Genomic DNA, 19,439 nt, shown 5'->3' with positions numbered 1-19,439 from the left:
GCCGAAGTGCAGAAGGTTTAACAGTCGCTCAAATTTACTTTTACTGCCAGTCCTCCTTCTGAAGTTTCTTTGTACTTGGAATTCATGTCTTTTGCGGTTTCCCACATCGTTTCTATGACCTTGTCTAAGGGTACTTTTGCCTTGCTGGCATCGCTTTCCAAAGCCATTTCGGCGGCGTTGATCGCTTTTATGGCACCCATTGCGTTCCTTTCTATGCAGGGTACCTGTACAAGGCCACCAATAGGATCACAGGTGAGGCCGAGGTGATGTTCCATGGCAATTTCGCTGGCCATAAGAACCTGCTCGGGGCTGCCGCCGAGCAATTCGGTTAGCCCTCCGGCTGCCATGGCTGAAGAAACGCCAATTTCTGCCTGACAACCACCCATTGCCGCAGAAATTGTTGCACCTTTTTTAAATAAGCTACCAATTTCCCCGGCTACGAGCATAAAACGTTTTAAATTTTCAAAAGTAGCTTGGTGATTTTCTATGACTATATAATACATCATTACAGCAGGTACCGTACCGGCACTACCGTTGGTTGGTGCGGTCACTACCCGTCCCAGGGATGCGTTGACTTCATTTACGCTCAGCGCAAAGCAGCTCACCCATTTTAAAATTTCACGAAATTTAACTTCGTTATTTCGAATGACGGAGATCCATTCTTCGGGAGAATGGTAATCTCCTTCGCGAATAAGGCGCTGGTGCATTTCGAAGGCACGGCGTTTAACGTTGAGTCCTCCGGGAAGGGTACCCTCGGTATGGCACCCAATATACATGGATTCCAGCATTACGTCCCAGATTTTTCTCAAGCCGGAATCGATCTCTTCTTCATTACGAAGGGATTTTTCATTTTCCAGGACAATTTCCGAGATTTTTTTGTTTTCCGCTTTGCAATATTCAAGGAGTTCGGTGGCTTTTTCTATGGGAAAAGGAAAGCTTTTGAAATTCTGCATTTGTTTTTTAGCATTCTTCCGTTCCTTTTTCACTACAAATCCGCCGCCGATAGAGTAGAAGGAGGAGGCTATTTTTTTACCATTATCGAGCTGTGTACGAAAAGTCATTCCGTTAGGATGAAACTCAAGGAATTTACGATTAAATTTTACATCTGTTTCCCAGCTGAAATTAATTTCCTTTTCTCCATTTAACCAAAGACGTTGCTGTTCCTTTATTTTTTCAATTTCAGTATTTATGATACTAATGTCCATAGTTACAGGATCGTGACCACACAATCCCAGAACGGTCGCAATATCTGTTGCGTGTCCTTTTCCGGTGAGGGATAATGAGCCGTACAAGTCGATATGGATGGTTTCTACATTGTCGAAAACTCCTTGCTGTTTAAGTTCAGAAATCCATCTCTGCGCAGCCCGCCATGGCCCTAATGTATGGGAACTGGAAGGACCAACGCCAACCTTTAGCATATCAAAAACGCTAACAATTTCTCTTTCACGCATTCTAACAGAATATTTTTGCAAAAATAGGAATTTGGAGTAGTATATGGGGTTGTTTTATTAGAATATTGGATAAGAAAGGAGGTTTTACTGAAGAATGTGAAATTTGAGTAAAAGAGTAAGAGGTTAAAAACTTAAAATTAAAAAGAGGATAGTTGGAGCGTGGAAAGTGGTAAGTTTTTTCGAAGTATGAGGTTAGAAGTCGAAAGAAAAATGCACGTCTCTCTAAATCTGCGGAAGATTTTTCTCAGGGGTCGAAAATTGGCATTTTTGGAGCTTGGCTTTGGGAGGTGAAAATAATTCGAAAATGTGCTGATTTGAAAATGATATAGTGAAAAGTGAAGAGTGAATAATTTTAAGATCGAATGTAAAAAGTGTTTGACTCAGGAAACAGGAGAAAGGAATCAAGATGTTTTAAAAAGAAAAAAGATTTTGTTGTAGATAACTGAACAATTTTTTTGTTTCAGGTTGTGAGTCTAAAACGAATCACCGAAATTTTACTCACTACCAAAACGCATTAGGGATAGGAGCGGCATCCCGCGAAATTTTCTTCGCGGATACAGCGGATAGCCCGGCCCGTAATGAAATGGAGGGAATGCCATTATAAAAACACTATTCTGACATCCTGTCATAACTTTTCCGCTGGCATAAAGATTGACTTTAACACCCCGAGAAATTGAAACAATAATAAAAATCAACGTATAAAGTTATGAGTAAAATAATTGGAATTGACTTAGGTACGACCAACTCTTGCGTTGCCGTAATGGAAGGTAACGAACCAACGGTTATACCTAATGCCGAAGGAAAAAGAACTACACCTTCTGTAATTGCATTTGTAGAGGGTGGCGAAATAAAAGTTGGTGATCCTGCAAAACGCCAGGCTGTAACTAACCCACAAAAAACTATTTCGTCTATTAAACGTTTTATGGGGAATAAATATTCTGAATCTTCTAAGGAAGCAGGAAGAGTTCCATATAAAGTAGTAAAAGGAGATAATGACACTCCGCGTGTAGAGATAGACGGAAGAAAATATACTCCGCAGGAACTTTCTGCAATGGTGCTTCAGAAAATGAAGAAAACCGCAGAGGATTATCTTGGACAGGACGTAACTGAAGCGGTAATTACCGTGCCAGCTTACTTTAATGATTCTCAGCGCCAGGCGACAAAAGAAGCTGGTGAGATCGCTGGTCTTAAAGTTAGCCGAATAATTAACGAGCCAACTGCAGCTGCACTTGCTTACGGATTGGATAAAAAATCTCAGGATCAAAAAATTGCAGTTTATGACCTTGGTGGTGGTACATTTGATATTTCTATCCTTGAATTAGGTGACGGAGTTTTTGAAGTACTTTCTACTAATGGTGATACGCACCTTGGTGGTGATGACTTTGATGAGGTAATTATCGATTGGTTGGCTGATACTTTTCAAAAAGCGGAAGATATTGACTTAAGAAAAGACCCGATGGCACTTCAGCGTTTAAAAGAAGCTGCTGAAAAGGCAAAAATCGAGTTGTCTTCCTCAAGCCAGACAGAAATCAACCTTCCTTATGTAACTGCAACTTCAAGCGGACCTAAGCACCTTGTAGAGACTCTTACAAGATCTAAGTTCGAACAACTTGCAGATACTTTGGTAAAACGTTCTATGGATCCTGTACAAAAAGCTTTAAAAGATGCCGGTCTTTCTAAGAGCGACATCGATGAGGTGATTTTAGTTGGTGGTTCTACACGTATTCCTAAAATTCAGGAAGAAGTAGAGGCTTTCTTCGGAAAAAAACCTTCTAAAGGGGTAAACCCAGATGAGGTTGTGGCAATTGGTGCTGCTATCCAGGGTGGTGTATTAACAGGAGATGTAAAAGATGTATTGCTTCTTGATGTTACTCCGCTTTCTCTAGGTATTGAAACTATGGGAGGAGTTAACACTAAGCTTATTGAATCAAACACGACAATCCCTACTAAAAAATCACAGACATTCTCTACCGCGGCAGATAATCAGCCTTCTGTAGAAATCCATGTGTTACAGGGTGAGCGTCCAATGGCGACAGATAACAAAACAATTGGTAGATTCCACTTAGACGGAATTCCACCAGCGCCAAGAGGAACACCTCAAATTGAAGTGACTTTCGATATTGATGCCAACGGTATCATTAAAGTAAGCGCTACAGATAAAGCAACTGGAAAATCTCAGGACATTCGTATCGAGGCTTCTTCAGGATTAACCGAAGAGGAAATCGAGAAAATGAAGAAAGAGGCTGAAGCGAATGCTGAAACCGATAAAAAAGCCAAAGAGAAAGTAGATAAGCTGAATGAAGCTGATGCTATGATCTTCCAGACTGAAAAGCAACTGAAAGAATTTGGTGATAAGATTTCTGAAGATAAGAAAAAGCCGGTTGAAGATGCACTAGCAGAGCTTAAAACAGCTTACGAAACTAAAGAAATCGAGCAAATCTCTCCTGCTTTGGATAAATTGAATGAAGCATGGAAAACAGCTTCTGAAGAAATGTACAAAGCACAAGCTGAAGCCCAGGGCGGACAGGCCGGAGGACCACAAGGTGGACCGGGAGCCGGAGCTCAGGGAGGACAAGCCGGAGGCGGTGAAGCCAAAGGTGGAGACGATGTAGAAGACGTAGACTTCGAAGAAGTGAAGTAGGGACCTCATAATAATCCTTCCCGAAGGGCGAGGATCTTAAAAAGCAAAAGCGCAATCATTAATTTGATTGCGCTTTTTTGTTTTTGTACGCAACCATTTAGGAGTTTCAGCATCTAGTTAAAAATCGTCAATATGAAAAGATTTATTTTCCTAGTTTTTATTGTATTGGGATGCAGTCCTGAAGCGGAAAACGACAGTTTTACAGAAGATCCGGTTAACCTGAATGTTGGCACCGTTGAAAATTGTGCAGAAACAGAAACACTTTGTGCAATGAGTGATGTATGCGGAGAAGAATTTTTAAATCTGATTGATTATCAATATGTAAGTCCGCAACTGGAATTCACTATGTATTTCAGTTCAGAAATCCAGGATAATCTTTCACTGGAAGTTTTACAGAATAATTTCGAATATTTAATTTTTGCTTTACCATTTCCTGAACAAAAAACGGCTACTACTTCTTTTGGTTATAGTAATACACTTACCGCACTGGATAATCCCGGACAGGAAGATTTCACACTTACAATTGCTGATTACGAAGAAGGTGTTATTAGCGGTACACTTACTGGTAAAATAACTGAAATGAGCAAATATATAAAGTCAGATGATCCTGAATGCATTATGGAAGACGTAGTAGGAGTGTGCGAGGAGGAAATAGCAGTGGAAAAAGAGGTAACTGTTGACTTTAGTTTTTGTCTGGAAAATTATTCCGACTCTGATGCCACGGTTGATTAAATAATTAAAAGACACTTATGTAACTGATTATTGCAGTAACACGAGGAACCGCTTAAAATCTGGCATCGGATGAAAACGAATCAAATAGTTTTATATAAACTTAAATCAGGATTACTATGAAAATTGTACTGGCATGTTTATTATTTGTCTTAGGAATTGTGACTTCCTGTGATTATGAAGATGAGGCAATGGATGATATCAATGTGCAAGCTGAACTTCAGAATGCTTGTACAGTAGAGAATCCTTTGGAACTGGAATGGATGCAGGAGTTGATTGATAAATTGCATTGTGGCAATTATGCCTGCAAAGTTGCTATTTTGAAAAGTCAATATGCAGGGGAAACAGTTTTGTACATTCAGATGGTAGATCCTTTGTGCTTTGGATTCGAAAAAATTGATTTATATAGTTGTAACGGTGAGAAGGTAAAGGAATTTACTCTTGAAGAAAGCAGAGAGTTTGTAAATAGTTTGGAACGGGAAGCTGAAGAAGTTTTCAGTTGTAATGTATAAAATAAAAGCTATTACTCCTGGTTTTTACTTTCCCTTAACCTGATTTCTCTCCCTAGATAATAAGAAACAATTTATAGTTACTGATTTTGAAGCAGTTATAATTTCCAACTAACACAGGCTTAACCTTCGTGACTTTAAGGTGAACCTTTGTTAATCTAAGCACTAAAATGAGTTAACCCATAATAGCATGCTTGCGGCTAGTTTTGTTAAAACAAATAACAATAAATTCAAAGCCATGAAAAACATGCAAAATCTGATTTTTAAAATTTTTATTCTTTCGGTTGTAATGACCTTTTTTTATTCCTGTGAAGTAGAAGACGGGATAGATGGTATAGATGGGAAAGACGGAGTAGACGGTGTTGATGGAAGAGACGGAGTAGACGGAGAAGATGGGGAGGATCTTGTTAGACAAGCCAGTATTTTTGAGAACAAATCCAGCGTAGATCCTTTAGTTGCACTATCACCTCAGTTTAATTTTGTAAAAGCCTATTCCTTACTAAGTACACCAGATGTAGTAGGAGACGGTTTTCAGTTAGCCGGTTCTGCAGATGGTGCAGGTTTTCTTAAAGATGGAGACGGTTATATGTATGTGGTGAACTGCGAAGACAGTTATGCGGTAGCAAGAATTCGTCTTGATGAGCATTTTAATCCTGTTTCCGGTGATTATTTATTGAATTCAGGTGTTTCAGATTATGCACGGCAATGTTCTGCAACAATGTGGGAATCTGCTATTCATGGTGGAAGTAAAGACATCTTTTTATCTGCTTCTGAAAGTTTACATTATGATGTAAAAGCCATAGATCCATGGGTAGAAACTCCTACTCCTACTGCAGATTTTGGACTGGATGCTCTTGGCGAATTCTCCTGGGAGAATGCAGTGCCGCTTCCGCAGAATGCTTACGCAGGGAAAACTGTAATTGTTGGAGGAGATGATGATTCCAGTAATTCTGAAGGTCAGGTTGTTCTTTATTATTCAGAAAACGGAGATGATGATCTTGAAAACGGAAAAGTTTATGTACTAAGAACAAAAGAAGTTTCTGATGGTGAAGGTGGGGTGCAAGCTGTTAATGAGGATGAGATTTATTCTGAAGCACATTTTGACAGAAGCGTTTCTTATGAAGTGGAATTCGTAGAGATAGAAAATGCGAAGGATATGACCAAAGATGAAGTGGAAGCTGCAAGTAATGATGTTTTGGCTACTCATTTCATGAGAGTAGAAGATGTAGATTATCAAAAAGGATCTGATGCAAACAGCAGGAATGTATTTTTTGCTGTTACCGGCCGTGGCCCGGGTGCAGGAACTTATAATGATTGGGGTACTATCTATAAATTGGAATTGGACGACGAATCTCCATTGACTGGGAAATTAACGCAGATCGTTAGCGGAAATACCGACACTAACAACATGGACGGAAATTTGGCGGCATTGCAGAGTCCTGATAATATCTGTGTGACTGAGAATTTTGTTTATATTCAGGAAGATCCTAACTCTTTTAGCAGGGGGCATGCTGCACAAATATATCAGAGTGATCTTAATGGTAATAATATTCACACTGTGCTGGAATTAGTGGTAAGACAGGATCTTGCACCAAACAATAGCACCGGCCTTAGTGGAGAGTTTGGGGCACTTATAGACGTATCTGATAAAGTTGGAGTGCCAGGAACTTTTATTCTTGCTGTACAACCTCATTACTGGAGAAGTGACGAATTCCAAAGTCTTGACGGGCACGATTTCTCTGAAGTCAGAGAAGACAATCAGGCTTCTCAAATCGTAGTATTACAAGGTCTGCCAAGATAAACCTCACTTAATGCTATTTATAACCTCCGTCGTTTGTGCGGAGGTTTTTCCTGTTAAATCTATATCTATTTTTATCTCTATTTGTATGATAAATCACCAAAAAGCTTTTTTGCTACTCCTGTCAGTTCTAATATTTTCTTCCTGTAAAAACAAAGAAGAATATGTAGACCTTGCAATAAATCAAGAACAAGCGACGGAGATCGTTAATTGGGAAAACACCACGAAATTCTATTTGGAAAGTATTGAGAAATCCATTGCTCACCTGGAGGAACTGGAAAAGATTGGCCATGATAATACAAAATCGAAGGAGGTTTTTGCCATGGCCCGGTCAGAATTTAAAAAAGCAGAGCCTTACGCTTCTTATCTGAATCCGCCGGTTGGTCACAGGGTAAACGGGCCTGCTTTACCGGTTTTTCTGGAAGATAACAGCAGGACAATGCCTCCTGTTGGCTTGCAAAAGATAGAGGAAAGTATCTATGAAGGAGGTGTTTCCGAGAAGGAATTTTTGGCTGAAGTTGAGGTTACCAAAGGATTAATGATTAATCTTAAAGAAAATATCATCAAGAGGGAACTAAATCCGCAGCGCTTTTTTGTCGCTACACATCAGCAGTTGTTAAGGATTATTAGTTTATCCATTGCGGGTTTTGATACTCCTGTGAGTCAGTTAGGATTTGATGAGACAATTACTTCCCTTCGAAGTTTACTTGAAGTCTATAACCGAAGTATTTCAGGAATAATAAAAGAGAGAAATAAAAAGTTAGATCTGGATTTTCAGAAAAAGATATCAGAAGCGATTGTATTTATTGAGAAAGACAAAGATTTTGAAAGCTTTGACAGGTTTACTTTTATTCGGGATTATATGAATCCAATTACTGCTAATTGGGTGGAAATAAGAAAGGAAAGCGGACTTTGGGATGGGAAAATAAGCTCCCCTTTTAACTTTGATGCACCTGGTTTTTTTGAAGAAGATTCTTTTAACCCAGATTTTTTTATGCCCGCCATGAACAGGAACTCTTCAGATAAGCAAATTGCTCTGGGTGAAAAGCTTTTCTTTGATAAAAACCTTTCTGAAGATAAAAAAATGTCCTGTGCTACCTGCCACGCTCCGGACAAGGCTTACTCAGATGGTATGGTGGCTAATCTCGATAACCAGGGAAATGTCCTTCAGCGCAATACTCCCACATTAATAAATGTTGCTTTTCAACAAAGCTTCTTTTGGGACGGCCGTTCAGAAAATTTGATGGATCAGATCTCTGCAGTTTTCACGAATGACAAAGAATTCAATACAGGTGTACATCAATTTTCAGAAGACATTCTGGAAGATCCGGCTTACAAGGAAATGATACGCGAAGCTTTCGGACAAATTTCTGGAAGAAATACAGATGTTATTAAAGCTCTATCTGCATACATCGCCAGCCTTAATGGTTTTGACTCCAAGTTTGATCGTAACATCAGGGGAGAGGAAAATTCCTTTACTGCAGAAGAAAAGCATGGTTTCAACCTGTTTATGGGAAAAGCGCTTTGCGCCACCTGCCATTTTATACCACTTACCAATGGTACGGTGCCTCCTTTTTTTAATGAAACAGAAAAAGAAGTTATTGGTGTTCCCGAAACGGCTCAGAATCTCAACTTAGATGATGATTTTGGGTTTTATTGGATGTATGGAGTAGAAATTCACAAGGGAATGTTTAAGACGCCCACAGTAAGAAACTCTGCTGTAACAGCACCTTATATGCATAACGGAGTTTACAAAACGCTGGAAGAAGTGGTCGACTTTTATAACTTAGGTGGAGGAGCAGGATTAGGCTTCGATTTGACGCACCAAACGCTGCCTTTTGATGAACTTAATCTTAGTGAAGAAGAAAAGAACGCTTTAGTTGCTTACTTGAAAACGCTTACAGATACAGATGTTTCAGAAACTAAAAAGGAAAACTTACTGGTGAATAATTAATACTTAAAAAAGTAATGCGCGATTTCCTGTCTGTTTTTAGGTTATCGCGCTTTTTTTAGGAGCAGACTGTCCTCTTTTACATCTTTTGAGAGCCAATAAATAATTAAAAATGAATATCTACCTGCAAACGGTACATCAACCCATCATCTTCGCTATTGTCAAAATCATTATAACTAAGATCCGTTTGTACCTTTAGTTTATGGCCAACAATATATTTGGAAAGACCTAAGGTGTACTGTTTTTGAATGCCTTGATTGATATACTGGTTTTCAAGATCAATACCTGTATAGCGGCCAACGATTTCATAGTTATTTTTAAAAAGATATCCTGCCTGTACATTTAATCCGTCACCAACCTGAACCACATTTCCCGTAGCACTGCCATCGTCGTGTACAGCTATTGGGTCATCTGCCGTACGTTTTGCGGCTTCTGCAAGAACATTAAATCCACGATATTTGAACATAAGATCAACAAAATAAGTCGTAATATCTGTCTGGTGCAGACCATCGTTAGTTAACATATAAGTTCCGGAAACAGAACTTGTTCTTACGGCATTGTCATTAAAGCTATAGCTTGCGCCTACCGCTAGTTTTGGTGAAGGTTCCCGCTCAAGATCGGTTCCCGTGTAATCATTAAAATCGCCAAAAGGAAGAACTTCTGCTCTTGCTACAAAGTGGTGTCCGCCAATATTCCCCGTGGTTACGTTACGTCCTTCTCCCTGGGACAGCGAAATCGCTTCTCTAAAAAGCACATTATCCCCCGCGTAAAAGAAATGTCGCAGTTGTACTCCCGTCTCTCTGTCTACATTAAAGCGGCTGTTTACCAGGGAACGATCTACTGTTTGCATGTTTGCAGAAGAAATTACCCGCTCTCTGTTTCCGGGCAATTTCGTTTGACCCAGCCATAATTCAAAGTTCTCATAGAAGTTCCAGAATAGTACCGCATCCAGAATATATCTTGGAGCATTACTGGTAAATTCTGAAGCTCCGGAAATATCGCTGTTTGATAGTCCCAGCTCAATCTTGTATTTCAGTTTTGGGGAATAGGCAAATCCAGAGAATTTTAACCGGGCCCTTCTAATAAGCATGTTAGAGTTTCCCTTCTCCAGGTTTCCGTTTTCGGGATAATCCCATTGGGAGGTATAGAGCGACTGGATGCGGGTAGCAAACTTAAAACTGTAAGAGCTATCCTTAGCGGTAAAGTTAACAAGTCCTTTCCCGAATTTATTAGAAACTGTTTCCTGTGCTTTTGTGCCAAATATTCCTATTAGCAAAAATGCCAATAGCAGTGGCCATTTGTATTTCATTATTCCCTGGTTTTTGTCGCTGCAAAGAACCTATAAGAATGTTAAATAAATGTTACGTAGACATTATGATTAAATCAAATAATAGAAAAAGCCGTCCGGTAAGACGGCTTTCTTCATAAATCAAGTCGACAAAAACCATGATTAATGAAAATTGCTCTGATTAGAGCAGGTACAAAGATTGTTTTTTCTTCAAACACAAATGTGAAGTTAATTTTAAATTAAGGTTATCTTACAGGTAAACCTGTTCCAGGATAAATTCGGTTTTTTAATCCAGGAAGGAATAATAAATATAAATAAGGTTGAAGAACACTAAAAATCCGAAGCAAATCAGGCTGAAAATTATGTAGTTCTTTTTCGGACGGTGTTTTTTCGGCATTTGACTTCCAGTCACTAACTTGTAGTTAAACCAGGCCAGAAAAGGAGCAGAGAGAAAAGACAATCCGGCCGCGAAATCTACCAATATCGTAAAAGAACCGGAAAGAAAGTACAGGATACAAAGTGACAGCACGGGAATGGCAAATATCGATACCTGGTAAATCCTCCACTTTTCTTTTTTGTCCTGAGGCAGGTTTTTTTCCGGATTCTTTAATTCTGAAATCACCCTTGGATACGCATCGGTAACAGTAAGCACCGTACTTAACATCGTAACAAAAGCAGCCACAGAAATAATCGGTTTGCTCCAGTCACCTAAAGTTCTTCCGTAGAGATCTACCAGTTGAGTAGAAAATTCTACACTGTTACTGGAAAAGGAAGTTCCGCTGCCAAACATCACCAGCACTCCAAGTAGAAAGAATAGTAGTCCAATAAGAGCGGCAGAAAGATATCCCACATTAAAGTCTACAAAGGCACCGCGTACAGAAAGTTTTTGTTTTGCCTGCACAGCTTTTTCCTTAGTCCAGATGCTGTGCCAGACAGAAGCATCGAGCGGTATGGGCATCCACCCCATAAATGCTATAATAAAACTTATGCTTGCGGTTGTCCATAAAGAAGGAGCTTCAGTATTTACAGCATCTCCCACCGTTCCTGCACCAAAAGCCATGACCACAGCAGCCAATGTGGCGATAGTCAGGAAGCTAACAATAATTTTCATACTCTTATCCAGCCCGGGATATTTTCCAATAAGCAGCAGCGCAATACAAGACCCTAGGATTACAAGACTCCAGATAAAGGGAGACCAGCCAAAATTGAAAAGTCGTTCGGCAAGACCGGCGGTAACAATCGTGACCGCAGCCTGGATAATAAACATACTTCCTACTGTAATGATTATATAGATCCAATATGGAAAACGCCCCATCTTTTTATAACCCGTGATGAGATGCTCTCCCGTGGCCGCGGCATATCTGGGGCCAAATTCCAGAAATGGATATTTAGAGAGACAGGCGATGATCAATGCCCAGATCAGGATAAAACCATAATCAGCGCCGGCACGCGTGGCCTGGATAAGATGAGAAACCCCAATGGCAGCTCCCGCTAGCAAAAATCCGGGGCCAATACTTTTAAGCAAAGAGGTTTTGGATTTTTTAGCTGAAGAAGATTTCTTTTTCATATAATATATTGCTTAATGCATTAGCACCTTAAAATGGCTTTTAAAAACAACAGGTAAATTAAGCAAATTTTGAAATTAATATCCGGTTCACTTCATGTCCGCCATCAAATGTTAGAATTTCCAGGTTTTTTGGAAACAGATTCCGCAGATGTTCTTCTTCAATATCGATAATTGCCTTTTTCAGGTACTCATCTTTAGTTCCATAGATAAAGGAAAAATTGGTGTTTTCCAGAAAATTAAAATCTTCAGGTTTTAATTCTGAAGGGACTTTTCCGGAGTGCATAATTAAGCGTTCACACTTGATTTTTCTTCGGGCAACCCAGCGTGCAGCGACTGAAACACCCTGGGAATAGCCGAAAATTGCCAAATTTGGAGCCTCTCCTAAATTTTCAGTTTTATATACTTCATCAAGATAATTTAGTACATTTTCTATTTCGGCTTCAGTATTTTCCCGGGTAAGCCACGAGGCGCCAACGTGTTGGTACTCATTATTCAGGTAATATTTAGATTGTGCCTGTGGGGCGATAATATAATTTTCTTCCGAATTCAATTCACTAAAATATCGCAGGAAATAACGACTCAGATAGCCAATTCCGTGGCAAACAACCCAAATTGTTTTGGTTTTAGGAGTAAACTCATTCAACACGCTGTACGTATTGGTGATCTGGTAAGAAAGCTGCTTTTCGGTACTCATTTTTAGGGTCCGGTTTTGTATTTTTACAAAGAAACCAATCTTATTGCTATGACCAAAGAGGAAATTCTCGAGTTGTCCAAAAAAGTGTGTAAAAATACGTTGATGGAAACCCTTGATATTGAATTTACTGAAGTTGGTGAGGATTACCTGGTGGCAAAAATGCCCGTGACTTCTAAGGTTCACCAGCCAGATGGAGTTCTTCATGGCGGGGCGAGTGTTGCACTTGCAGAAAGCGTGGGTAGTTTGGCAAGTTATGTTTTTCTGAATACTGAAGAATTTTTTGTCCGCGGAATAGAAATTTCTGCCAATCATATAAAAAGTATTTCTGAAGGTTACGTTTTTGCAAAAGCCACTTATATCCATAAAGGCCGTACCACTCAGCTTTGGGAAATCAAGATTACAGATGAAGATGAAAACCTGATTTCCCTGGTAAAACTGACGACCATAGCATTACCAAAAAATAAGTAGATGATCGATTCCGAAGAATTTTTTATAAAATTAGATAAACATATAGAAAAAGGATTTCCTTTTGTGGCATACCGCAAGCCGAAAAATGCCAATTTTCATCAGTCTACCAAGGCATTATTGCAAACGGATTCCATAACACACAAAGTGGTAGATTATTCTGAAAGTGGCTTTGTTTTTTCTCCTTTTAATGATGAAAATGATGCTTTTATCGTGCCCTCTAAATTTTCAGAAGAAATTGAAACTGAATATTTCTTTGAAGAACATCATAAAAATGTCAAAAAACTGGACCCTCCTTTTCCGCCAAACCAACTCAGGAAGCAGGCGCGGGTGGAACATGAAAATCTGGTACAAAAAGGTATTGATGAGATAAACGCGGGAAAGCTGAAAAAAGTAGTGCTTTCCAGAACCGAAAGCGTGCAGCACCAGTTAGAGGTGATTGGGATTTTTAAAAACATGCTGAAGAAATACAACTCCGCATTTGTTTATCTGTGGTTTCATCCGGAAACCGGGGCGTGGCTTGGTGCTACTCCGGAAACTTTATTGCAGGTAGAACGGAATAAATTTAGGACCATGGCTCTTGCCGGCACCCAGTCTTTTCAGCAGACAACCCATGTGGAATGGGGTGAAAAAGAGAAAGATGAGCAGCAAATCGTGACCGATGCAATTCTGGAAAACCTGCAGAAATTCACTTCTGATTCCGTGGAAATTACTGCGTCAAAACCATATACTTCTAAAGCGGGAAATTTGTTGCATCTACGTACCGATATCGAAGGAACTTTAAATCCTGACACAGCAGACCTGAAAAAGCTAATTTCGGCATTGCATCCCACTCCGGCGGTTTGTGGCATTCCCAAAGCTTCAGCTAAGAAATTTATTCTGGAAAATGAAGATTACGATCGTGAGTTTTACACCGGATTTTTAGGAGAACTAAACCTAAAAACCGAGAAAAAACGAAATTCAAACCGAAGAAATCAGGAAAACCAGGCTTACGCGAGCATTTCCAGGCAAACATCGTTATATGTAAACCTGAGATGTATAAAATTAGATGCTGGAATTGCAAATCTATTCGTAGGAGGTGGAATTACTGAAGGTTCCAATCCGTCGCTGGAATGGGAAGAAACGGTAAACAAATCCCATACGATGAAGGCGGTATTGGTGAAATAAGATTTAAAATCATATAGTTCCCTTCTTAGAATTTGTAATTTTGATAATAAGTTTACAGTCTTCAAAGACCTTAAAGGTTTTTAAAACCTGTGAGGTCTTTGAAGACTGTAATTATTAGTTTTAAAGATAATCTGTGAAATATTCAAAAATTCCTGTAGCACGTTCCATAGTTGCACTTTGTGTGGCAAAAAATATAAAGCACGTTGTAATTTCCCCGGGTTCTCGAAATGCACCTTTAACCATTGGTTTTACCCATCATCCCCAAATTAAAGCCTACAGTATCGTAGATGAGCGCTGCGCTGCGTTTTACGCATTGGGAATGGCACAGCAACTGCAAAAACCTGTGGCTTTGGTTTGTACTTCAGGATCTGCTTTGCTTAATTATTATCCGGCAATTGCCGAGGCTTTTTACAGCGATATTCCGCTTGTGGTAATTTCCGCAGATCGCCCGATTGAACGGATTGATATTGGCGACGGACAAACTATCCGGCAGAAAAATGTCTTCGAAAACCATATTTTGTATTCTGCTAATTTGTATTCAGAGATTGTTCTGGAATCTGAAGCTACTGATAAAAAGCTTCAGCAAAAACAATTTGAATCGCAGAAACACAATGAGCGGGAAATTAATCTTGCGTTAAATAGAGCCATAGAAGGAGCGGGGCCGGTTCATATAAATGTTCCGTTTTATGAGCCTCTATATGACCTTGTGGAAAATGTGGAGGTGAATCCTTTGCAGATTTTGCCGGAAATTAAAGAAAGGACGTACACTGAAAGTCAGCTAAAGGCTTACGCAGAATTATGGAGTAAAGCTAAGCGGAAAATGATTATAGTGGGCGTTGCGCAACCAAATGCAGTGGAGCAGCAATTCCTGGAGCACCTGGCAAAAGATCCATCAGTTATTGTTTTTACTGAAACTACTTCAAACTTAAATCATCCCGAATTTTTTACCAGGATAGACACGATTATTGGTCCTCTCGAGAAAGATGATAACCGGGAAGATTTGTTTAAAAGACTGCAGCCGGATATCCTGCTCACTTTTGGCGGTATGATTGTTTCCAAAAAGATAAAAGCGTTTCTGCGGAACCACAACCCAAAGCAGCACTGGCACGTAGACCCTAAAAAAGCCTACAACACATTCTTCTGTTTAAATAAACATTTTGAAGTTCCGGTAAATTTGTTTTTTAGTCATTTTCTTCCGCTTACGGAGAAAATCGACAGCGATTATGCTGAATACTGGAAAAGTATCAAAAAGAAGCGACAGGCGAGGCATGAGGAATATATGGATGAGATTCCATATTCAGATTTAAAAGCGATGCAGTTTATTGTTCCTGCGGTTCCCGAAAATTATATTCTGCACCTTGGAAACAGTTCTACAATAAGGTATGCGCAGTTATTTAAGTGGAAAGAGAGTCTGCGAATTTTCTGTAACCGTGGCACCAGCGGTATAGACGGCAGCATTTCTACTGCCGTGGGTGCGGCGAGTTTGAGTAAGGAACCAACGCTGATGATCGCTGGGGATTTGAGTTTTTTCTACGACAGCAATGCCCTTTGGAATAATTATATTCCTTCAAATTTTAGAATTATCGTTTTGAACAATAGCGGCGGCGGAATCTTCCGGATTTTACCGGGCAATAAGAATACTGAAAATTTTGAAACTTACTTCGAAACCACGCATAATCTGAAAGCGAAATCACTGTGCGAGATGTATAGATTTGAATATGAAGCAGCATTTTCTTCTGAAGAAACCAAAGAAGCAATAAAGCATTTCTTTGAAGCTTCGGAACAGCCGAAATTGCTTGAAATATTTACTCCGCGTAAAGTAAATGATGAAGTGTTGCTGGAGTATTTTAGTTTTATGAGAGGTTAATTAAGCGGCATCCCGGCTACGATTGATATGACAAATAATGAGACGGCAGGTTGAAAATGAAATTTTCAGCCTGTTTTTTTTTCATAAATTCGCATTAAGAATCAAAAATCCACAATTCTGCTATATCTTTTTATTGAAGTAAATTTGTATTTCAAAACTAAAAGCTAAGAAGAATGTGGGAGCAGACAATTGAAGCAATAAAAGCTTCAGATAAAGAATGGATAAAAGAGAATCGACAGTCTTTTTCCGCTTTCTTCAGAAATGAAAATGAAAAGCCACAGGGTAAATTATCTTCAGAAGCTTTAGCTGCACATTACCACGCTGGACTTTTTAAAATGTTTGTAAGCAAAACCTATAACGGACTCGCCATTCCATTACCTCAAGGAAGTAAATGGATAGAAAATGCTGCTGCTTTGGATGGTAACTGGGGATGGCTGCTGGCAATTGGAGTAGGAGGAGCCTACTTTGCAGATTATATGCACTCTGAAACTGCCGAAAAATATTTTAATCTGAAAGAAGCACTTGTTGCAGGAAGCGGAAAACCTTTTGGGGAAGCTATCAAGTTGAACAACGGGAAATATAAAGTTAGCGGAAAGTGGAGCTATTGCAGCGGCAGCGAACAGGCTTCTATGTACACCGCTGTGACAAGAAAGGAGGGCGAGATTTCGGCATTTGTTATACCCCGAAAATTGGCAAATATAGACCCCGACTGGAATGCAGTAGGTCTGCCGCTTACCTGCAGCCATTCTATTATTCTGGAAGAGGCGGAAATTCCTTCTTCATATTTTTTTAATTTCTTAGAAAAACCACGAGAATCATCTTATCCGCTGGCGACTTATCCTTTTATGCTATTTGCCAGAGCCTGTTTTGTGCCGGTGGTTTACGGTATTAGTAGTTCTATATGGAATTCGGTTTTAAAATTGCTTCAGGAGAAAAAGGAGCTTTGGCAGGAATTTCAGCCGGAGCGTTATAGTTTTATAGAAAGGGAATGTTTGAATTTTTCAGAAAAAAGTTCAGCACTACTAGAAGAATTTTATCAAAAACTGGAACAGAGCTGGGAAAATCATAATAACGGCAAGGATGTTCTGGAAAAGGAAGTTAGTAGCATTGGCCTGGAACTTTCGGGATTTTGTTATCGTTCTGTCGCTGAAATAATCCCGAAGTTAGGAATGAAGGTTCTGGAAAAGGATCAGCCACTTCAGATAAAATGGCAAAACCTTCAGACGGCATATCAGCATATGGCTTTTCACGAATATTAATTTTGTTTTCTTTTTCTGAACTGTTTGACTTTTTGCACAGGCCTGCTTCTTTGGATAGAAGCGAGACCTACCGCAACTAAAACAGAAATACACGCAGTTGTTCCTAATGCCCCTCCAAAACCCGCGAAAAACTTGCCGGAATTCAAATAGATTAAAGAGAAAATTACTCCCGAAATAATCACTAAAACAAAACTTCCCATTACCTTTTGGGAAACCATTCCTATAAAACTTGCTCCCATAAAAACCAGGGGAATATTCCTGGTGTAATAGGCAGGAAGCAAGTCTGGAAATAAATACATTATCAAACCTACAGAAAAGGAAAGTACTGCAGAGGCTCTTACTGCACCCATTCTTAAATGATGATTTGCAACATATGTGGCTGTTGCCCCGGCTGCTCCTGTAATAATTAAGGTTAAAGATTCCATTCAGAGATAAGAAATAAAAATGTTGATGTTATTGCCACTCCGCCAAAAGCAACTGAGCCTAATTTACCACCATATCCCTGGAAGATGTTTTTAGAAGAAATATAAAAAACTCCGGTTATAAATGCGGCAAGAAGAATGAATTTCCAGTTTTCGGTTACTGCCGGACCTGTCATTCCCAAAAATGCGCCGCAATAAATTGCAGCAGGAATTTCTTTTATAAAGTTCTTTTTCCGACGAAAGAAATTGGGAATAAAAGAAGCGACAGTTCCTGTTAGACCAGCGGCAAGAACCGGTCCTAATTGAATCTTCTGATTCAGGAAAAATGTAATTATACAACCTATAACAACAAATACGATGTTATAAAGATCTTCAAAAAAATGTTCTTCTTCTTCCCGCGGGGCTTTAAAGTAGGCAATACTAATCGAAAAAGAAATTATTAAAAGCAGGCCTATTAATAGAAAAGTATTTGTGCTTTCATAAAAAATCACCAGTAAAAAAGAGAAGTGCAGCAGTATAAACAGAAAAAAAGCTATTCTCCGGGCAATTTTAATCATAGTTAATAAATTTTCCGCAAAAATAGTAAATAAGAAACGGAAGAAATAATCTTCTCCTGCTTCTAAGCTCAAAGTATTCTATATTATCTGCAATGCAATTAATACTTCAAAAACTTATAAATTTCCACACAAATTTTTCAGACCCGGTATAACCAAAATGCGGAGAATGAGATACGATACATAATAAAAAATCAGAACTAATTGAACCTGTAACAATTTTATATGTGTATATAAAAAGCTGATATGGAATATTTTATATTTTTATTAAACATATTTGCTGTTTATAATCTTATTTTAAGGAGATTCTAAATTCAAAAAATATCAGTTATGAACGACGTTAAACTTGCTGTGATCTATTACAGCTCTACAGGAACAAATCATCAAATGGCCAAGTGGGCGGCTGAAGCCGGGAAAGAAGCCGGTGCAGAGGTAAAGTTTCTTAAAATAAAAGAAACTGCACCGCAGGAAGCAATAAATGAGAATGAGGATTGGAAAAAGCATGTAGAAGCGACCCAGGATGTGCAGACTGCTGCTGTAGACGATCTGGAATGGGCAGATGCCATTATTTTTAGTGCGCCAACCCGTTATGGAAGTCTGCCGTCACAGGTGCAATCTTACTTCGACATGACAGGTGGGCTATGGTTTCAGGGAAAACTGGTAAATAAGGTAGTGAGCGGAATGACGAGTGCTCAGAATCCGCATGGTGGGCAGGAAAGTACACTTTTAGCATTGTACAAAACGATGTTCCACTGGGGCGCTATCGCAGTACCGCCGGCTTATACAGATGAAGTGATGTTTGCGGCAGGAGGTAACCCATATGGTGTGAGTGCAGATGCCGGCAAGGATAATCTGAACCAGGAAATCCATAAAGCCATTAAACACCAAACAAAAAGGACGCTCGAATTAGCAGGATATATTAAGAACGGACTGAACAAGTAGAAGTCTTTGTAAACATCAAAAATGCTGTAAAAACAGGAATTTCTGTTTTTACAGCATTTTTTTATTCGGCCAACAGTTCTTCTCTTATCTTCGGAAATTACCGCTGAAACAGTTAAATTGAAAGGATGGAAGAAA

16 protein-coding genes are annotated in these 19,439 nt (G+C 39.3%); 10 read left to right on the top strand and 6 right to left on the bottom strand.

What is annotated here, in order from left to right; all coding sequences use genetic code 11:
* Positions 1-17: 17 nt before the first annotated feature.
* Positions 18-1,451 carry an L-serine ammonia-lyase gene (locus tag RM541_RS06345; protein WP_311499382.1) on the bottom strand — a complete coding sequence of 478 codons (1,434 nt, stop codon included), beginning with the start codon at positions 1,449-1,451 and terminating at the stop codon, positions 18-20.
* A 706-nt stretch (positions 1,452-2,157) separates the two neighbouring features.
* Here RM541_RS06345 and dnaK point away from each other — a divergent pair.
* The 5 genes from dnaK to RM541_RS06320 all read left to right on the top strand — a co-directional run bounded on the left by dnaK (position 2,158) and on the right by RM541_RS06320 (position 9,082).
* Positions 2,158-4,092 (top strand): molecular chaperone DnaK, encoded by a 1,935-nt coding sequence (gene dnaK / locus RM541_RS06340; RefSeq protein WP_311499381.1) that lies wholly within the window; start codon positions 2,158-2,160, stop codon positions 4,090-4,092.
* Between the two features lie 132 nt (positions 4,093-4,224).
* Positions 4,225-4,824: a hypothetical protein gene (locus RM541_RS06335; RefSeq protein ID WP_311499380.1), complete on the top strand. Its 600-nt coding sequence runs from the start codon at positions 4,225-4,227 to the stop codon at positions 4,822-4,824.
* A 116-nt stretch (positions 4,825-4,940) separates the two neighbouring features.
* Positions 4,941-5,333 carry a hypothetical protein gene (locus tag RM541_RS06330; RefSeq protein ID WP_311499379.1) on the top strand — a complete coding sequence of 131 codons (393 nt, stop codon included), beginning with the start codon at positions 4,941-4,943 and terminating at the stop codon, positions 5,331-5,333.
* 235 nt (positions 5,334-5,568) lie between these two features.
* Positions 5,569-7,131, top strand: coding sequence for a PhoX family protein (locus tag RM541_RS06325; protein WP_311499378.1), 1,563 nt, complete (start codon positions 5,569-5,571; stop codon positions 7,129-7,131).
* A gap of 85 nt (positions 7,132-7,216) precedes the next feature.
* A complete protein-coding gene (locus RM541_RS06320; RefSeq protein ID WP_311499377.1) occupies positions 7,217-9,082 on the top strand; it encodes a cytochrome-c peroxidase in 1,866 nt (621 codons plus the stop codon).
* A 103-nt stretch (positions 9,083-9,185) separates the two neighbouring features.
* On the opposite strand, the gene RM541_RS06315 is transcribed toward RM541_RS06320, so the two are convergent.
* The 3 genes from RM541_RS06315 to RM541_RS06305 form a co-directional block, all read right to left on the bottom strand.
* Positions 9,186-10,388: a porin gene (locus RM541_RS06315; protein ID WP_311499376.1), complete on the bottom strand. Its 1,203-nt coding sequence runs from the start codon at positions 10,386-10,388 to the stop codon at positions 9,186-9,188.
* Between the two features lie 265 nt (positions 10,389-10,653).
* The gene (locus RM541_RS06310; RefSeq protein ID WP_311499375.1) at positions 10,654-11,934 is read right to left on the bottom strand and encodes an Nramp family divalent metal transporter; all 1,281 of its coding nucleotides are present in this window, start codon (positions 11,932-11,934) and stop codon (positions 10,654-10,656) included.
* Between the two features lie 58 nt (positions 11,935-11,992).
* Positions 11,993-12,628 carry an alpha/beta hydrolase gene (locus RM541_RS06305; protein ID WP_311499374.1) on the bottom strand — a complete coding sequence of 212 codons (636 nt, stop codon included), beginning with the start codon at positions 12,626-12,628 and terminating at the stop codon, positions 11,993-11,995.
* Between the two features lie 48 nt (positions 12,629-12,676).
* Between RM541_RS06305 and RM541_RS06300 the strand changes: the two genes are divergently transcribed.
* From RM541_RS06300 to RM541_RS06285, 4 genes are all read left to right on the top strand, one after another.
* Positions 12,677-13,096 (top strand): PaaI family thioesterase, encoded by a 420-nt coding sequence (locus RM541_RS06300; RefSeq protein WP_311499373.1) that lies wholly within the window; start codon positions 12,677-12,679, stop codon positions 13,094-13,096.
* The gene (locus tag RM541_RS06295; RefSeq protein WP_311499372.1) at positions 13,097-14,260 is read left to right on the top strand and encodes a chorismate-binding protein; all 1,164 of its coding nucleotides are present in this window, start codon (positions 13,097-13,099) and stop codon (positions 14,258-14,260) included.
* A 133-nt stretch (positions 14,261-14,393) separates the two neighbouring features.
* Positions 14,394-16,127 (top strand): 2-succinyl-5-enolpyruvyl-6-hydroxy-3-cyclohexene-1-carboxylic-acid synthase, encoded by a 1,734-nt coding sequence (menD, locus tag RM541_RS06290; protein ID WP_311499371.1) that lies wholly within the window; start codon positions 14,394-14,396, stop codon positions 16,125-16,127.
* Between the two features lie 173 nt (positions 16,128-16,300).
* Positions 16,301-17,386 (top strand): acyl-CoA dehydrogenase family protein, encoded by a 1,086-nt coding sequence (locus RM541_RS06285; protein WP_311499370.1) that lies wholly within the window; start codon positions 16,301-16,303, stop codon positions 17,384-17,386.
* Here the strand turns inward: RM541_RS06285 and RM541_RS06280 are convergent.
* Positions 17,383-17,811: a hypothetical protein gene (locus RM541_RS06280; protein WP_311499369.1), complete on the bottom strand. Its 429-nt coding sequence runs from the start codon at positions 17,809-17,811 to the stop codon at positions 17,383-17,385. The two genes, RM541_RS06285 and RM541_RS06280, sit on opposite strands and share 4 nt — an antisense overlap.
* Positions 17,799-18,365: a hypothetical protein gene (locus RM541_RS06275; RefSeq protein ID WP_311499368.1), complete on the bottom strand. Its 567-nt coding sequence runs from the start codon at positions 18,363-18,365 to the stop codon at positions 17,799-17,801. The genes RM541_RS06280 and RM541_RS06275 overlap by 13 nt, the downstream gene beginning before the upstream one ends.
* A gap of 327 nt (positions 18,366-18,692) precedes the next feature.
* Here RM541_RS06275 and wrbA point away from each other — a divergent pair, with 327 nt between their 5' ends.
* On the top strand, positions 18,693-19,304 hold the full coding sequence (gene wrbA / locus RM541_RS06270; RefSeq protein ID WP_311499367.1) for an NAD(P)H:quinone oxidoreductase: 612 nt from the start codon (positions 18,693-18,695) through the stop codon (positions 19,302-19,304).
* Positions 19,305-19,439 lie beyond the last annotated feature (135 nt).

The organism is Autumnicola psychrophila, assembly GCF_031846645.1.
GTDB lineage: Bacteria > Bacteroidota > Bacteroidia > Flavobacteriales > Flavobacteriaceae > Autumnicola > Autumnicola psychrophila.
Note: the sequence above shows the minus strand (reverse complement) of the source record. Positions and strands in the feature narration are given on the sequence as shown.

Bases quoted from the DNA above. Each gene is read 5' to 3' on its own strand.
- RM541_RS06345 (WP_311499382.1), bottom strand. From the start codon at position 1,451: ATGCGTGAAAGAGAAATTGTTAGCGTTTTTGATATGCTAAAGGTTGGC.
- dnaK (WP_311499381.1), top strand. From the start codon at position 2,158: ATGAGTAAAATAATTGGAATTGACTTAGGTACGACCAACTCTTGCGTT.
- RM541_RS06335 (WP_311499380.1), top strand. From the start codon at position 4,225: ATGAAAAGATTTATTTTCCTAGTTTTTATTGTATTGGGATGCAGTCCT.
- RM541_RS06330 (WP_311499379.1), top strand. From the start codon at position 4,941: ATGAAAATTGTACTGGCATGTTTATTATTTGTCTTAGGAATTGTGACT.
- RM541_RS06325 (WP_311499378.1), top strand. From the start codon at position 5,569: ATGAAAAACATGCAAAATCTGATTTTTAAAATTTTTATTCTTTCGGTT.
- RM541_RS06320 (WP_311499377.1), top strand. From the start codon at position 7,217: ATGATAAATCACCAAAAAGCTTTTTTGCTACTCCTGTCAGTTCTAATA.
- RM541_RS06315 (WP_311499376.1), bottom strand. From the start codon at position 10,388: ATGAAATACAAATGGCCACTGCTATTGGCATTTTTGCTAATAGGAATA.
- RM541_RS06310 (WP_311499375.1), bottom strand. From the start codon at position 11,934: ATGAAAAAGAAATCTTCTTCAGCTAAAAAATCCAAAACCTCTTTGCTT.
- RM541_RS06305 (WP_311499374.1), bottom strand. From the start codon at position 12,628: ATGAGTACCGAAAAGCAGCTTTCTTACCAGATCACCAATACGTACAGC.
- RM541_RS06300 (WP_311499373.1), top strand. From the start codon at position 12,677: ATGACCAAAGAGGAAATTCTCGAGTTGTCCAAAAAAGTGTGTAAAAAT.
- RM541_RS06295 (WP_311499372.1), top strand. From the start codon at position 13,097: ATGATCGATTCCGAAGAATTTTTTATAAAATTAGATAAACATATAGAA.
- RM541_RS06285 (WP_311499370.1), top strand. From the start codon at position 16,301: ATGTGGGAGCAGACAATTGAAGCAATAAAAGCTTCAGATAAAGAATGG.
- RM541_RS06280 (WP_311499369.1), bottom strand. From the start codon at position 17,811: ATGGAATCTTTAACCTTAATTATTACAGGAGCAGCCGGGGCAACAGCC.
- RM541_RS06275 (WP_311499368.1), bottom strand. From the start codon at position 18,365: ATGATTAAAATTGCCCGGAGAATAGCTTTTTTTCTGTTTATACTGCTG.
- wrbA (WP_311499367.1), top strand. From the start codon at position 18,693: ATGAACGACGTTAAACTTGCTGTGATCTATTACAGCTCTACAGGAACA.